Annotated in this window: 14 protein-coding genes; 5 read left to right on the top strand and 9 right to left on the bottom strand. The window is 63.5% G+C overall.

The genetic code is table 11. From position 1 onward, the window contains the following. Positions 1-14: 14 nt before the first annotated feature. Positions 15-1703, bottom strand: a complete 1689-nt coding sequence (locus tag ACK4SV_RS04115) for an alpha/beta fold hydrolase (RefSeq protein WP_409916533.1) — start codon at positions 1701-1703, stop codon at positions 15-17. A gap of 159 nt (positions 1704-1862) precedes the next feature. Here ACK4SV_RS04115 and ACK4SV_RS04110 point away from each other — a divergent pair, with 159 nt between their 5' ends. Then, the gene (locus tag ACK4SV_RS04110; RefSeq protein WP_409916532.1) at positions 1863-2495 is read left to right on the top strand and encodes a TetR/AcrR family transcriptional regulator; all 633 of its coding nucleotides are present in this window, start codon (positions 1863-1865) and stop codon (positions 2493-2495) included. Positions 2496-2549: 54 nt separating this feature from the next. On the opposite strand, the gene ACK4SV_RS04105 is transcribed toward ACK4SV_RS04110, so the two are convergent. Then, complete coding sequence (locus ACK4SV_RS04105) at positions 2550-3365, bottom strand: phasin family protein (protein WP_409916531.1); 816 nt, start codon at positions 3363-3365, stop codon at positions 2550-2552. 141 nt (positions 3366-3506) lie between these two features. On the opposite strand from ACK4SV_RS04105, the gene ACK4SV_RS04100 reads away from it, so the two are divergent. Next, on the top strand, positions 3507-4208 hold the full coding sequence (locus ACK4SV_RS04100) for a dienelactone hydrolase family protein (protein ID WP_409916530.1): 702 nt from the start codon (positions 3507-3509) through the stop codon (positions 4206-4208). A 142-nt stretch (positions 4209-4350) separates the two neighbouring features. Here the strand turns inward: ACK4SV_RS04100 and phoB are convergent, their stop codons facing one another. Genes phoB through pstC form a run of 5 tightly spaced genes read right to left on the bottom strand, consistent with a single transcriptional unit; the run spans position 4351 to position 9569 of the window. Continuing rightward, complete coding sequence (gene phoB, locus ACK4SV_RS04095; RefSeq protein ID WP_409916529.1) at positions 4351-5037, bottom strand: phosphate regulon transcriptional regulator PhoB; 687 nt, start codon at positions 5035-5037, stop codon at positions 4351-4353. Between the two features lie 36 nt (positions 5038-5073). Next, entirely contained in the window at positions 5074-5760 is a 687-nt protein-coding gene (gene phoU / locus ACK4SV_RS04090) for a phosphate signaling complex protein PhoU (RefSeq protein WP_409916528.1), read from the bottom strand. Between the two features lie 11 nt (positions 5761-5771). Continuing rightward, on the bottom strand, positions 5772-6584 hold the full coding sequence (gene pstB, locus ACK4SV_RS04085; RefSeq protein ID WP_409916527.1) for a phosphate ABC transporter ATP-binding protein PstB: 813 nt from the start codon (positions 6582-6584) through the stop codon (positions 5772-5774). Beyond that, entirely contained in the window at positions 6584-8164 is a 1581-nt protein-coding gene (gene pstA / locus ACK4SV_RS04080) for a phosphate ABC transporter permease PstA (RefSeq protein ID WP_409916526.1), read from the bottom strand. Before pstA ends, pstB begins: the two co-directional genes overlap by 1 nt. After that, a complete protein-coding gene (gene pstC / locus ACK4SV_RS04075; RefSeq protein WP_409916525.1) occupies positions 8157-9569 on the bottom strand; it encodes a phosphate ABC transporter permease subunit PstC in 1413 nt (470 codons plus the stop codon). Before pstC ends, pstA begins: the two co-directional genes overlap by 8 nt. Positions 9570-9697: 128 nt before the next feature. Between pstC and hslV the strand changes: the two genes are divergently transcribed. The 3 genes from hslV (at position 9698) to ACK4SV_RS04060 (ending at position 12821) form a co-directional block, all read left to right on the top strand. Continuing rightward, a complete protein-coding gene (hslV, locus tag ACK4SV_RS04070) occupies positions 9698-10255 on the top strand; it encodes an ATP-dependent protease subunit HslV (RefSeq protein ID WP_409916524.1) in 558 nt (185 codons plus the stop codon). 47 nt (positions 10256-10302) lie between these two features. Then, positions 10303-11607 (top strand): ATP-dependent protease ATPase subunit HslU, encoded by a 1305-nt coding sequence (gene hslU, locus ACK4SV_RS04065; protein WP_409916523.1) that lies wholly within the window; start codon positions 10303-10305, stop codon positions 11605-11607. A gap of 95 nt (positions 11608-11702) precedes the next feature. After that, positions 11703-12821, top strand: coding sequence for a hypothetical protein (locus tag ACK4SV_RS04060; RefSeq protein WP_409916522.1), 1119 nt, complete (start codon positions 11703-11705; stop codon positions 12819-12821). On the opposite strand, the gene ACK4SV_RS04055 is transcribed toward ACK4SV_RS04060, so the two are convergent. Continuing rightward, complete coding sequence (locus ACK4SV_RS04055) at positions 12809-13153, bottom strand: winged helix-turn-helix transcriptional regulator (RefSeq protein ID WP_409916521.1); 345 nt, start codon at positions 13151-13153, stop codon at positions 12809-12811. The two genes, ACK4SV_RS04060 and ACK4SV_RS04055, sit on opposite strands and share 13 nt — an antisense overlap. Positions 13154-13211: 58 nt before the next feature. Further along, entirely contained in the window at positions 13212-14210 is a 999-nt protein-coding gene (locus ACK4SV_RS04050) for an adenosine kinase (protein ID WP_409916520.1), read from the bottom strand. Between the last annotated feature and the right edge of the window lie 60 nt (positions 14211-14270).

Raw genomic sequence — 14270 nt, 5'->3', positions numbered from 1 at the left:
GTCCGGTGCTGGGCCTAGTCGTTGAAGACATATCGGCCGGGGGCCGCATAGATAGGCGGGAAGGCTTCATTGCCCAAGGCTTTGGGCGCGGGCTTCTGCTTTCCGGCGCGGGCCTTCAGCCATTCGCCCCAGAGCGGCCACCAGGAGCCAGACTGCTCAGTTGCGGTCGCAGCCCATTCATCCGGCGTCGGCCTGATTTCCGTGTTGCGGTAATACTTCGCCTTCGGATTACCCGGCGGGTTGATGAGGGATCGCAGATGGCCGCTGGAAGAGAGGATGAACTCCACATTCTTCGAGCCGAGCAGGCCCGGTGTGCGGTAGCAGGCCTTCCAGGGCGTGATGTGATCGGTGACGCCGGCCACAACGAAGGCATCGGCCTTGATCTTGGTAAGGTCAGCGAGGTGGCCCGCCACTTCAACCTCGCCCGGACGGTCAAAGGGCTGATGCAGGGCAATGTCGAGATAGTCCGAATGCAGCTGCGCCGGCAGGTTCGTCGTATCATTGTTCCAGAACAGAACGTCATAAGGCGGAGGATCTTCGCCCATCAGGTAATTGTTGACGACATAGTTCCAGACAAGGTCGTTCGGGCGCATCCAGGCAAACATCCGGGCAAGGTCGTCGCCCTTCAGGATGCCCCGCATCTTTGACATCTTGCGCGCAATCTCGAGGCTGCCATCGGAGGCGATCTGGCCAATATCGCTGTCTTCCCGCTGCGGATTGAGGACGCAGACCATGAAGGTCAGCGAATTGATGCGCTTGTCGCCGGCGGCAGCGAGGAGGCTGGCGAAGGTGGCAGTTGTGATGCCGCCAGAGCATGCGCCGGAGACGTTGATCTTCGCCGATTTCGTCACCTGGCGGATGACTTCGCTCGCCTGCAGAAGGCTGTCGATGTAATCGGACATTCCCCAATGAGCGTGCTTCTTCGTCGGATTGCGCCAGGAGATGACGAAGACCTGCTGCTCCATCGCGAGCAGGAACTGAACCATCGACACCATAGGGGTGAGGTCCATGGCGTAGAATTTATTGATCTGTGGGGGGATGATCAGGATCGGAGTGCGGTAGACCTTTTCGGTCAGCGGCTGATACTGGATCAGCTCCAGCATCTCGTTCTTCCAGATCACCGCGCCTTTGGAGGTCGCAAGGTTCTCGCCAACCTTGAAGGGGCGCTTGTCGACCTGGGCCGGCAGGCCGCCATTCTTGGTCAGGTCGTCATAAAGGTTCTTCATGCCTTTCAGCAGCGACAGGCCGCCGGAATCGACGATGCGCTTGGTGGCAGCCGGATTGCCGATCAGCGTGTTGGTGGGCGCCAGCGCGTCGGTGATCATGCCCATGACGAATTTGGCGCGGGCGTGCTCAAGCTCGCCCATCTTCACTTCGCTGACCCAGTCATTGAGGTGTTCCTGGGTGGCGAGATAGGCCTGCATCCCGCGCTTGTAGAACGGGTTGTGCTGCCAGGCGGGATCCTTGAAGCGGCGGTCCTTGGGGTCAGCCGAGCGGGCGGACTTGCCGAGGAGGATCTCGGTGTTCTCCGCAGCGATCTTGCGCATGGCCCGGGCGGTAGTCACCGGGTTGGTCATGGTCGAGCGCAGCATCATCGTGACGGCGCCGAGCAGTTCCTGACGGTTGATGCCGCCGAGCAGCGGGTTCAGCGCCGTCGTGTTCATAGCCGCATTGCGGGCGATTTCGTCCTCGGGTGACGCCATGGTTCCTCTCCTCCCCTCTCGCCGGCCGTCCCAGCCCGGAGGGGGCACGGCGCCGGTTATTAACCCTTTTATCTTGCGTTTCAGCAAAGATTGATGGGTAATTTCTGTGCCAGAATTCGTTTCACAGTCAGTTTTTCCTGTCAAACTGAAGCTCTGGCCATGAAAACGCGCGACCGCATCCTGCATGTGAGCCTTGTTCTCTTCAATGAAGAGGGCGAGGCGCAGCTATCCTCGGTCGATATTGCGAATGCGCTGGAGATAAGCCCCGGTAATCTTTACTATCACTTCAAGGGCAAGGACGCGATCATCCGGGCTCTGTTCGACCGGTTCGAGGAAGAGATGCGGGTCATCCTCCGGGGGTCGAGCGGGCATGTGGCCTCGATCGAGGACAATTGGGTCTATATCTACATCCTCCTTGAGGAGATTTACGACTTCCGGTTCTTCTACCGGGATCTCGCCGGCCTTGTCGGCCGGTATCCCGATCTCGGGGCCCGGTTCCGGGCGCTGGTGGCCGAGCAGAGGCAGGCGATCCTGCGCATTGTCGGCGACCTTGAGAAGCTGGGCCTGATCGAGATTGATGCGCGCCTCAAAGGCCCTCTGACAGACCAGATCCTCACGACACTGACCTTCTGGCTCGCCGGTGACGCGCTCTCGCGCGAGACGCATGACGGGCCAGACCTGATCCACCAGACAGTGTACCAGGTGATGTGCCTGATCGTTCCTTACATGGGCGAGGCGGGGCCAGCGGCGCTGGGCGCGATGATCCGCCACCTCGAAACGGCCCGCAGCTGAAGCCAGGGGCAAGACGGGCCGGAACATGTCCGGCCCGCTCAGTGTCGTTCGGGCTTAGCCTGCGAGTGTTTTCGCCTGGCCGGCCCAGTTGTTTTTCAGCACGCGGCCACGAGCGCCGATTTCGGCGTCGAGGGCTTCGAGCTCTGCCTTCTTCAGCGCGGCGATCTGAGCGAAACGGGTGATGCCCTTCTCGTTCAGCTTTTTCGCCATGGCCGGGCCGAGACCCTTGATCTGGGTCAGGTCGTCCGGGCCTTCGACCGGTGCGGTGACGGCCTTGGCCACCTTGCTGACGCGCTTTGCGGCGCGCTTTGCGGTTTTGGCGACATCGGCGCCGGTTTCGGCGGCGACAGCTTCGATCTCCGCCGTGAGGCGGGCGAGGCGGGCTTTCAGGTGAACGTCACCGGCTGCGGTGCGGGCCTTGGCGGCGACGCCGGCCACTTCGTCTTCAAGTTTGTCGACGCGGCGGGCGAACGCTTCGCGCGCGGTGTCGAGACCCTTGACGCCGAGCAGGCCGCGCATCCGTTCCATACGGGCCTCGAACTGGTCGCGGGCTTTCGCCTGGGCATCGCGGGCAGCCTCCACGGCTTTCGACATACGGCCCGAAGCGCGGTTCAGGCGCTCGTCAGCCGAGAGGCGGCCCCGCACGTCCTTCTCGATTTCCGCGCCGCGCTTGACGAGGTCTTCGAAGAGCTCGGCAGACTGCTTGTTCACGACAGTCGCGCTGGCGAGGGCCGTGTCGTAGGCCTTGCCATAGGCACCGACGCCGGCGAGCCAGATCTTGTAGGCGAGTTCGGCCGACTGGGCCTCGACTGCCTTGCCGGTGGCCTGCGCCTTGGCGCGGGTTGCGGTCTTTGCTTTGGTCTTTGCCATGTTGGTCTCCCTGGCAGCTTGTTCCATGCGAGCCGAGATAGGGAAAAAGTCTAGAAAGCGCATACTAATCGCGGCTTGAGCGCTTGAATCCCGCGGCGGAAGGCCTCTATCCAACTGGAGCAGAAACCAGAGGAGAGACCGATGAGCGCTGTTGAATATACAGTGGATGGCCAGACCTATGAGGGCTGGCTGGTAATGCCGGACGGCAAGTCGAATGTGCCGGTGGTGGTGATTGCGCACGCATGGGCGGGCCTCGGCGAGAACGAGAAGCAGAAGGCTGCGATCATCGCGAAAGAGTTCGGCTATGCAGCGTTCGCAGTGGACGTTTATGGGAAGGGCAAGCGCGGCACGACGGTGGAAGAGAACCAGGCGCTGATGAACCCTCTGGTGGGCGACCGGGCAGAACTGCAGAAACGCCTCGCCGGCGGGCTGATGGCGGCAAAGGCGCAGCCGGGCGTAGATGGCTCAAAGGCGGCGGCCATCGGGTTCTGTTTTGGCGGACTTTGCGTGCTGGACATGGCGCGCGCGAACCAGGATGTGCTGGGCGTGGCTTCTTTCCATGGCCTGTTCCGGCCGGCGGAGAATATCCCTCAGCCGAAGATCACGGCGAAGGTGCTGATCGAGCATGGCTGGCTGGACCCGATGGCGCAGCCGCAGGACGTGCTGGCGATTGCGAAGGAGTTCGAGGGCGCCGACTGGCAGCTGCACGCGCATGGCCGGGCTTATCACTCGTTCACGACGCAGGGCGCGAACAACAAGGAGATGGGCACGGTGTATGACGCCGATGCCGACCGCCGCAGCTTCGCCTACCTCAAGACGTTCCTGACGGAGGTTTTTGGCTGAACTTTTGGGGTTTAATCCGGGTACGGAGGGGCGGAGCCGCACGGTTCCGCCCCTTTTTTAGGCCGGTGATGGCAGGAGATGGGCTCCCAGACCAGCTACGCTGGTCGGGAGTGACGAACACCGAGCAGATCGAATTGATCGCTCAGTCTGCCCGCAGGGCGTAGCCGGCGGAGCGGACAGTGCGGATAGGGTCGTCGCCGCCGGCCTGGCGGAGCGCCTTGCGCAGGCGGCCGACATGCACGTCCACCGTGCGCGCCTCGACATAGACATCCGAGCCCCAGACCGTGTCGAGGAGCTGTTCGCGCGAGAAGACGCGGCCCGGATGCTGCATGAAATAGTCGAGAAGGCGGAACTCTGTCGGGCCGAGATGGATGTCCTCGCTGTTGCGGGTGACGCGGTGGGCGACGCGGTCGATCTCAATATCCCCGACGGTGATGCGGTCTTCCTTGAGGCCCGGGCGGATGCGGCGCAGGACCGCGCGGACACGGGCCATCAGCTCGATCGTCGAGAAGGGTTTGGTGACGTAATCATCGGCGCCGGTATCGAGCCCCCGGATCCGGTCGCTTTCCTCGCCGCGCGCCGTCAGCATGATGATCGGCAGGTTCGGATTGACGCCAGTGGCGCGCACGCGGCGGCAGATCTCGATGCCGGAAACCTTAGGCAGCATCCAGTCGAGCAGCAGGAGATCGGGCGCACGCTCCTCAATCATCATCAGCGCTTCTTCACCATCGGCGGCGACGCTGACCTCGTAATCCTCCTTGCGGAGATTGTAGAGCAGGAGTTCAGACACTGCGCTTTCGTCTTCTGCGACCAGCACATAGGGTTTCATCGTTCAACTCCGGATACGCGTTACGCCTCGCCTCCCCTACACCTGGTCCAGCTTCGGCCGTTCCAGGGCGGAGAGGTATTCGCCGGTCGCCTGATAAAAAACGAACTCGGCGATATTCGTGCAATGATCACCAATACGTTCCAGGTTCTTGGCGATGAACAACATGTGGGCGCCGGCGGAAATGCGGCGGGGATCCTCGATCAGATAGGTGAGCATCTCGCGGAAGACGGCGTTGTAATGCTGGTCAACATCGTCATCACTGGCCCAGACATCACGGGCGAGGTTGGGATCGGCGGACCCGTAGGCATCGAGCACCTGGTTCAGCTGGCGAGACACGGGGCGCGACATGCGCAGGATGGCATTACGCATCTCGGCGCTGACATAATCGTCGAGCTTCAGCGCGCGCTTGCCGATGTTCTTCGAGAGGTCGGCAATCCGCTCCAGCTCGCCCGCAATCTTCAGGGCGGAAAGGATCAGCCGCAGATCATGGCCCATCGGCTGGCGGCGGGCAATGAGGCTGACGATCTGCTTTTCGACATCGGCCTCGATGGCGTCCACTTCAGGATCGCGCTGGATGACCACTTGCGCGAGGGCAAGGTCGTTCGCGCTGAGCGCCCGGCAGGAGTCCGTAATCATGGTCTCGGCGATGCCGCCCATGCGCATCAGATCGGCAGAGAGCTTTTCAAGTTCGTCAGAATAAGCCGAGACGATGTGTTCGGACATGTGTGCCTCCGTCAGCCAAACCGGCCGGTGATATAGTCCTCGGTGCGCTTTTCGCGCGGGTTCGTGAATATCTGGGCAGTGTCGCCGAGCTCCACGAGATGGCCCAGATGGAAGAATGCCGTGCGCTGGCTGACTCGGGCCGCCTGCTGCATGGAGTGGGTGACGATGATGATGCAGTAGCGCTTGCGCAGCTCGTCGATCAGTTCCTCGATGCGCGCGGTTGCGACCGGGTCGAGCGCCGAGCAGGGCTCGTCCATCAGGATGACTTCGGGGCTGACGGCAATGGCGCGGGCGATGCAGAGCCGCTGCTGCTGGCCGCCGGAGAGGCTGGTGCCAGGCGCCTGCAGGCGGTCCTTCACCTCTTCCCAGAGGCCGGCGCGGCGCAGGGATTTCTCGACGATGGCGTCAAGGTCTTCCCGGCCGGAAGCGAGGCCGTGAATGCGCGGGCCATAAGCGATGTTGTCATAAATCGATTTCGGAAACGGGTTCGGCTTCTGGAACACCATGCCCACCCGTGATCGCAACAGGACCGGGTCGACGGACGGATCGTTGATATCCTGCCCCTCCATCAGGATCTCGCCTTCTACGCGGCAATTCTCAATCGTGTCGTTCATGCGGTTGAGACAGCGCAGGAAGGTGGACTTGCCACAGCCCGACGGACCAATCAGGGCGGTGACCGCCCGGTCAGGGAAGCTCAACGAAACGCCATGGATGGCTTCGGTCTCGCCATAGAACACACGGATATCCCGGCAGTCGATGCGCGGGGCGCCATTGGCGGTTGGCTCAGCCGGGGCGGAGGCCTGAGGCGATTGAACTGTATCCATTACCATCTCCGCTCATACTTGCGTCTCAGGAATACCACCAGACCGTTCATTGCCAGAAGGAAGATGAGCAGGATGACAATCATGGCCGATGTCATCGGTTCCCAGGCACGTTCGGCATTATTCGACCAGCTAAAGATCAGCACGGGCAACACGGTCGACTCGTCGCTCGGCCCGGAGGGCACGTCGCCGACAAAAGCGACCATGCCGATCAGCAGCAGCGGCGCGGTTTCGCCCAGCGCGCGGGCCATGCCGAGGATGGCGCCGGTGAAGATGCCGGGCGCGGCGAGTGGCAGGACGTGGTGGAACACCGTCTGCATCGGCGAGGCGCCGACTGCGAGGGCGCCGGCCCGCACCGAGGGCGGCACCGCCTTCAGCGCAGCGCGCGAGGCAATGATCACCACCGGAAAAGTCATCAGCGCCAGCACGAGGCCGCCGACAATCGGCGCAGATCGGGGCATCCCAAGGAAGTTCAGGTAAAGCGCCGCGCCAAGCAGGCCAAACACGATTGATGGCACAGCGGCGAGGTTATTGATGTTGACCTCGATGAAATCCGTAACCCGGTTCTTGGACGCGAATTCCTCAAGGTAGACCGCCGCGAGGATACCGATGGGGATGGCAACAAGGGCGGTGATGATCAGCGTCAGGAAGGAGCCGACAATGGCCGCAAGGCCGCCGGCGAGTTCCGGATAGGTGGAGTCCGTGTTGGTCAGCAGCGACCAGCGCGGCACGCGGTCAATGCGGCCTATGTCCTGCAGCGCCAGGGTCCAGGCGATCTGACGGTCCGTGATTGGCCGGCGGGCCTCCGGCAGGTCCAGCAGGCGCAGGACGAGGCCGCTGGCCGCGCGGAAATCATCCAGCGATCCGGTCAACAATTCGAGGCGGGCACTGCCTGCGGTGATGTCCGAGAGGCGACCGGTCGAGCGGCCCGAGGTGATGAGGACGGAGATGTCCTCCTCCAGGGCGCCTTCGGAAAGTTTGAGTGTGATCGGCGCGGTGAGGGAGGCGAAGGCATCCGGGCCGGAGAGGCGGGCCGACACATCATCCAGTGCTTCGAGCCCGGTAATTGCGCCGGAGCGATAGCGGCGTTCGCCGATGCCCTGGCGTTTCAGGTAGAGGTCGAGATCGTCATTCAGCGGTGCCCGGAAGGTGATGTCACTGCCGATCAGTTCGGGCTGGCGGGCGACCTTTCGGGCGGTGGGCAGGACTGCAAGCCGGGTCAGGAAGTCCGAGATCTCGCGGCGCGAGGCACGGTCGGAATCGGATTCCGGGAAAGTGGCGATCAGGTTGTCTCTGGCGATATAGTAGAAGCCATCGACATTGCGGGCGATGTCGTCCGGCTGGTCCTCCCCGGGCGGGGCGATCAGGTCGCGGTCCAGCGTGACGCTATAGGTGACGACATGGTAGGTCGCCGCGGACACCGCCTGCGCGCCAATCGAGACCGCGAGCAGAACGAGCGCGCTGAGCGCCAGCACGATCGCGCCGAGCCCGTAATAGCGAAAGCGCAGATCGGCGGCGCGGCGGCGCTTGAGGCGCCGGACGGCGGCCTCGGTGCTGAAGGTGGGGATGGCCGGATCAGTCATACTTTTCCCGGTATTTCTGCACGACGCGCAAAGCGATGACGTTGAACACAAGCGTGACCGCAAAGAGCACAAGGCCGAGCGCGAAGGCGGAGAGGGTTTTCGGATCGTCGAAGCCGGTCTCGCCGGTCATCAGCGAGACGATCTGGACGGTGATGGTGGTGAGGTCCGTGGTCGGGTCCATCGAGATGCGGGCACTCTTGCCGGCGGCCATCACGACGATCATCGTCTCGCCAATCGCGCGGGATACAGCGAGCAGGAGCGCGGCAATGATGCCGGGCAGCGCTGCCGGGATCACAACCTGGCGGACGGTTTCTGACTTGGTGCCCCCGAGGGCGTAGGAGCCATCGCGCAGGGTCTGCGGCACGGCATTGATCACATCATCAGAGAGGGATGAGACGAATGGTATCACCATGATGCCCATGACGATACCGGCGGCGAGCGCGCTGGTCGGCTGGGCGGCCAGCAGCGGCTCGCTGGCGATTCCGGCGGCCATCAGCGTCTCGTTGATCCAGACGGCGCCCGCGCGCACAGCCGGGGCGACGACCAGCAGCGCGAAGAAGCCATAGACCACGGTCGGGATACCGGCGAGGATTTCGAGGATCGGCTTCACCCAGGCGCGGGTCTTCGGGCCCGCATATTCCGAAAGGTAAATCGCCGAGAACAGGCCGATGGGCGCGGCGACAATCATCGCGATCAGCGCGATCATGAATGTGCCGAAGAAGAGCGGCAGGGCGCCGAACTCAGCTTCTGTCTGGGCGTTCCAGCGGGTGCCGAACAGGAATTCCCAGATCGGCACCGCGCGGAAGAACTGGATGCTTTCATACAGCAGCGACGCGATGATGCCGACGGTGGTCGCGATGGCGACACCCGCGCAGAGGAGCAGCACGCCCTCCATGCCCCGCTCCACCACGGCCCGGGCCCGGAACTGGGCGGCCAGGCGCCGGCGCGCCCAGAACGCGGCCGCGGCGGCCGCCAGGACAACAAGAATGAGCAGGACGAGGTTCAGAGTCCCGCGGATTTCGAGGTAACGGTTGGTGACCGCCGCGAAGACCGGATCGGTCGTCCCGGTGCTGCGCGAGAACGCCGCCAGCGACACCGCGTCCAGATAGACTTTCAGCTCAGGTTCGGACAGCAGGCCGAAGGCCGCCGGAAGCTCGCCGGAAAGATGCTCCCGTACCAGCGATTCGGCGCCGAAAAGGTAAAACAACGCGGCCAGCAGCGCCGGAAGGGCCGCGAACATCGCCACATAGTAACCATGATAGTTCGGGCGTGAATGCAGCCCGCCGCCTGCCGCAATCAGCGCTTCTGCCCGGACGCGGCCGAGAAAGAACGCAATGGACGCGATGACAGCGAGCAGGGCAATCAGGAGCCAGCCCATCGGCAAATGGCCGAGCGTCTGAAACATGACAGTCCTTCCGGGTGGAGCGAGCCCTCCCATAGTAGCGCCGCGCGACAGTTATGTGACAATCTTCTGTATTTCGCAGCCGGTGCTGCCGTATTGCGCAGGGGCCCCAAAACCGCCATGTGTGCCGGATGACAGACACTCAGGCAGAAACAACGCTCTGGCACGGCACAACGGTGCTGGCGGTGCGCAAGAACGGCAAGCTGGTCATGCTGAGCGATGGCCAGGTTTCGATGGGCCAGACCATAATGAAGGGGAACGCGCGCAAGGTGCGCCGGATTGCCGGAGGGGCGATTCTGGCGGGCTTTGCCGGGGCAACGGCCGATGCGTTCACCCTGTTCGAACGGCTTGAGACCAAGCTGGAGCGCTTTCCCGGCCAGCTGCAGCGGGCCGCTGTGGAACTGGCCAAGGACTGGCGCACCGAGCGCTACCTTCAGAAGCTGGAGGCGCTGCTAATCGTGGCGGACACCGCCTCGACGCTGGTGATCACCGGCGCTGGCGATGTGCTGGAGCCCGAATATCCGGTCGTCGCGATCGGATCGGGCGGCAATTATGCCCTCGCCGCAGCACGCGGGCTCTTCGACTATGAGCAGGACGCCGAGCTGATCGGGCGCAAGGCGATGCAGATCGCCGCGGACATCTGCGTCTACACCAATGACCATTTCAGCCTGGAAGTGCTGGAGGGCTGACCGCCGGCCCCCTGCCCTTCCTGAAGGCCCTGATGCGGGATTCCCTGATGAAACACCTGACCCCTCGCGAAATTGTCGCGGAACTCGACCGTCACATCGTCGGACAGGCCGCCGCCAAGCGCGCCGTTGCCATCGCGCTGCGCAACCGGTGGCGGCGCAAGCAGGCGCCCGAGGCTTTGCGCGGCGAGATCACGCCGAAGAACATCCTGATGATCGGCCCGACCGGCGTGGGCAAGACAGAAGTTTCCCGCCGCCTCGCGCGGCTGGCCAATGCGCCATTCCTGAAGGTGGAGGCGACGAAGTTCACAGAGGTCGGCTATGTTGGCCGGGATGTGGAACAGATCGTGCGCGACCTGGTGGAGGCGGCCATCGCGATGATCCGCGAGCAGAAGCGCGCAGGCGTCGAGCCGCAGGCGCGCGACCGGGCGGAGGAACGCCTGCTGGACGCGCTCGTCGGCGCCGAAGCGCAAAGCTCGACCCGCGAAGTGTTCCGCCGGAAGCTGCGCGCGGGCGAACTCGACGACAAGGAAGTGGATATCGACTTTGCCGAGACCGGCGGGCCGATGCAGATGTTCGACCTGCCGGGGCAAGGCGGGTCGATGGGCATGATCAATCTGGGCGAGATGCTCGGCAAGGCGATGGGCGGGCGCACCAAGCGCGTGCGCACGACCGTGGCCGAGGCGGCAAAGCCGTTGCTGAACGAGGAAGCCGACAAGCTGGTGGATGAAGACCAGATCGTGCGCGAGGCGGTCTCGGCGGTGGAGGAGGATGGCATCGTCTTCCTCGACGAGATCGACAAGATCGCCGCGCGCAAGGATCGCGGCGGGGCGGATGTGAGCCGCGAGGGCGTGCAGCGCGACCTGTTGCCCCTGATCGAAGGCACGACCGTTTCGACCAAGCGCGGGTCGGTGAAGACCGACCATATCCTGTTCATTGCCTCAGGCGCGTTCCATGTGTCGAAGCCGTCCGACCTGCTGCCGGAGCTTCAGGGGCGCCTGCCGATCCGGGTAGAACTGGAGGCGCTGACGCGCGAAGACCTTCGCCGCATCCTGGTGGAACCGCAGGCCAGCCTGATCCGCCAGTATGAGGCGCTGATGGCGGCGGAGAATGTGACGCTGGTGTTCGAGGATGCGGCCATCGACCGGATTGCCGACCTTGCCGAGGCGGTGAACAAATCGGTCGAGAACATCGGCGCGCGGCGCCTGCAGACCGTGCTTGAGCGCCTGCTGGACGAGATCAGCTTCGACGCGCCCGACAAGGGCGGCGAGACCTTCACCGTTACCGCCGCCATGGTGGACGAGAAGGTCGGCAGCCTTGTGGGGAACGCGGACCTTTCGAAGTTCATTCTTTGAGTTGCGCCTCGTAAACCTCCGTATTCCAACCATTTCTGACTTTCCCTAGCTGACAGGATACCAGCGCCCAGACCCCGGAAAAAAGGAGCCACGCCATGCTTTACGTCGATACGCCCACGGAACGGGACATTGCCCGCCTGAACACGCTTGAGGGCGGCCTTTGTGTCTCGATCTACCTGCCGACGACGCCGCTGACGCAGAAGATCGGCAAGGCGCGGATCGAGTTCCGGCACCTCGTCAGCGAGGCGGTGCAACAGATGCAGGCGGCCGGCCATGACAAACGCATAGTGGGGGTGATCGAGATCAATCTGATGCATCTCGCCGATGATGACAGCTTCTGGCGCGTGCAGGCCAACAGCCTGGCCGTGTTCGCAACGCCCGAGGGCGTGACGACGTTCCGGCTTGCCAACAAGCTGAACGCGAATGTCGAAGTGTCTGACCGGTTCCACCTGTTGCCGCTGCTGCGCGCGGTGACGTTTCCGCATGAGGCCTTCATCCTGGCGGTCGCAGAGAATGGCGTGCGGCTGATCCAGATGTTCTCCGACATGCCGCCGAAGAAGGTGAAGGTGCCCGGCCTGCCCAAGGACGCCGCGAGCCATGCCGGCAAGTCGACCATCAATGACAAATCTGCCTTCACCCGCATCCACGGCGAGGAAGGCCAGCGCTTCCGCCACCTATCTTACTTGCGCGCCATCGACAGCGCGCTGCGGCCCGTGCTGAGCGGGCGCGACACGCCGCTGATCGTGGCAGCGGTGAACCCGCTCTCGCACCTCTATCCCCATGTGAACACCTATCACCGGCTGGCGGCGCAGCAGATCGATGTGAGCCCGGACAATACCAAGGACGCAGAACTGGCGCGTCTTGCCATTCCGGTTCTGGATGCAGTGTATGCGGACGAACTGAAAGTGGCGGCAGGGACCTTTGAGGCGCGCGCGGCCAGCGGGCGGACGGCAACGGACCTGACCGATGTGGCGCGGGCCGCAACGTTGGGCGCGGTCGATATGCTGTTTGCCGATCTCGATGACGCCCGCCCCGGCAGCATCGACGATGCAGGCCGGGTCAGTTTCGCCGAGGCTGAAACAGCGGAGACCTATGCACTGGTAGACGAGGTGGCCCGCCGCGTGCTCCTCAACGGTGGGCGCGTGATGGCGGTACGCAAGGGCGAAGTGCCGGGCGGCCGCTCGGTCGGCGCGGTGCTGCGCTATCCGGTCTGATCTGCCGGTCGCCTGACGGGCAGGTGCTTCTTGCCCCATTCCTTCATGATACGCAGGGCGGGGCCGAGTTCCTCGCCCCGCTCGGTCAGGACGTAATCATACCGTTTCGGGGCGGAGGAATAGAGGCGGCGCTCCAGGATGCCAGCCTCGACGAGGCGTTTCAGCCGGTCGGCGAGGATGTGCCGGGTCATGCCGCCCGAGGCGGCAAACTCCTCGAACTTCGACTTGCCAAGGAAACAGTCGCGCAGGATCAGCAGCGTCCAGCGGTCGCCGACCACGGACAATGTGCGGGCAACCGGGCACCAGTTATCGTTGAGGTCTGACCATTTCATGCGCGCATTCTAGCGCAGAATCGCCAAAGTTCCAGAAAGAAACGCTTTTTCCGGAGGTTCAGGCCGAAATGCCCGCCGCCTCGGCCAGCGACTTGTAGGAAGTGGCGGGACGCGGGCCGATATGGCTGATGACCTCGCCGGCGGCAATGTGGCCGAGCCGCGCGCAGGTGGCGAGAGGCAGCCCCCGGGCCATGCCGAACAGGAAGCCGGCGGCGTACTGGTCCCCGGCCCCGGTTGTATCGACCACTTCGCTGACAGGCTCTGCGGGCACGATAATCGGGGTGCCCTCGCCGATGACAACGGAGCCCTTGGCGCTGCGGGTGACGGCGGCAATCGCGCTCTCCGACTGCAGCGCCCGCAGCGCTTCGTCGAAATTGTCTGTCTCGTAGAGCGAGAGAAGTTCGGCTTCATTGGCGAAGACGATATCCGAGAAGCCTTTCACAAGGTGCCGGAAGCTCGCCCGGTGGCGATCTACACAGAACATGTCCGACAGGGTGATGGCGACCTTGCGTCCGGCTGCCCGCGCAACTTCAGCGGCATAGACGAAGGCTTCCTTCGCTTCGTCGCGGTCAAACAGATAGCCTTCGAGATACAGGATGGCGCTGTCGCGGATGAGGCCGGGGTCGACATCGTCGCGGGTGAACAGGACGGAGGCGCCGAGATAGGTGTTCATGCTGCGGTGACCATCCTCGGTGACGAAGATGACCGATCGGGCCGTTGCCGGGCCTTCCTCCAGCGGGCGGGTATGGAAGGGCACGCCGGCCTTCATCATCTCGCGCATGAACTGGTGGCCCAGCGTGTCGTTGGAGATCTTGCCGATATAGGCAGCCTTACCGCCGAAGCTGGAGATGCCCGCGATCGTGTTGGCGCCGGAACCGCCGGAAGTAATCACCGCGTCTTTCGCGAGCTCCGTCAGCTCCAGCGCGCGCGGCTCGTCCACCAGCTGCATCACATCCTTCATGATGCCGTGCTCGGCAAGGAAAGCATCATCGGCGCGGGCGAGGACATCCACGATGGCATTGCCGAGACCGGCGACATCATATTTCGGCTGGGACAAGGAAGCGGCCTCCGGAAGTGGCTGGGACAGATCTGACTTTACCGGCGCTTGCCAGAGGCA

Origin of the sequence: Hyphomonas sp. (assembly GCF_046313735.1) — a bacterium.
In the GTDB taxonomy this organism is placed as follows: Bacteria; Pseudomonadota; Alphaproteobacteria; order Caulobacterales; family Hyphomonadaceae; genus Hyphomonas.
This window is presented reverse-complemented; position numbering and strand designations above follow the sequence as displayed.

Bases quoted from the DNA above. Each gene is read 5' to 3' on its own strand.
- hslU (WP_409916523.1), top strand. From the start codon at position 10,303: ATGAAACACCTGACCCCTCGCGAAATTGTCGCGGAACTCGACCGTCAC.
- ACK4SV_RS04100 (WP_409916530.1), top strand. From the start codon at position 3,507: ATGAGCGCTGTTGAATATACAGTGGATGGCCAGACCTATGAGGGCTGG.
- ACK4SV_RS04110 (WP_409916532.1), top strand. From the start codon at position 1,863: ATGAAAACGCGCGACCGCATCCTGCATGTGAGCCTTGTTCTCTTCAAT.
- ACK4SV_RS04105 (WP_409916531.1), bottom strand. From the start codon at position 3,365: ATGGCAAAGACCAAAGCAAAGACCGCAACCCGCGCCAAGGCGCAGGCC.
- hslV (WP_409916524.1), top strand. From the start codon at position 9,698: ATGACAGACACTCAGGCAGAAACAACGCTCTGGCACGGCACAACGGTG.
- pstC (WP_409916525.1), bottom strand. From the start codon at position 9,569: ATGTTTCAGACGCTCGGCCATTTGCCGATGGGCTGGCTCCTGATTGCC.
- pstA (WP_409916526.1), bottom strand. From the start codon at position 8,164: ATGACTGATCCGGCCATCCCCACCTTCAGCACCGAGGCCGCCGTCCGG.
- ACK4SV_RS04055 (WP_409916521.1), bottom strand. From the start codon at position 13,153: ATGAAATGGTCAGACCTCAACGATAACTGGTGCCCGGTTGCCCGCACA.
- ACK4SV_RS04115 (WP_409916533.1), bottom strand. From the start codon at position 1,703: ATGGCGTCACCCGAGGACGAAATCGCCCGCAATGCGGCTATGAACACG.
- phoU (WP_409916528.1), bottom strand. From the start codon at position 5,760: ATGTCCGAACACATCGTCTCGGCTTATTCTGACGAACTTGAAAAGCTC.
- phoB (WP_409916529.1), bottom strand. From the start codon at position 5,037: ATGAAACCCTATGTGCTGGTCGCAGAAGACGAAAGCGCAGTGTCTGAA.
- pstB (WP_409916527.1), bottom strand. From the start codon at position 6,584: ATGGATACAGTTCAATCGCCTCAGGCCTCCGCCCCGGCTGAGCCAACC.
- ACK4SV_RS04060 (WP_409916522.1), top strand. From the start codon at position 11,703: ATGCTTTACGTCGATACGCCCACGGAACGGGACATTGCCCGCCTGAAC.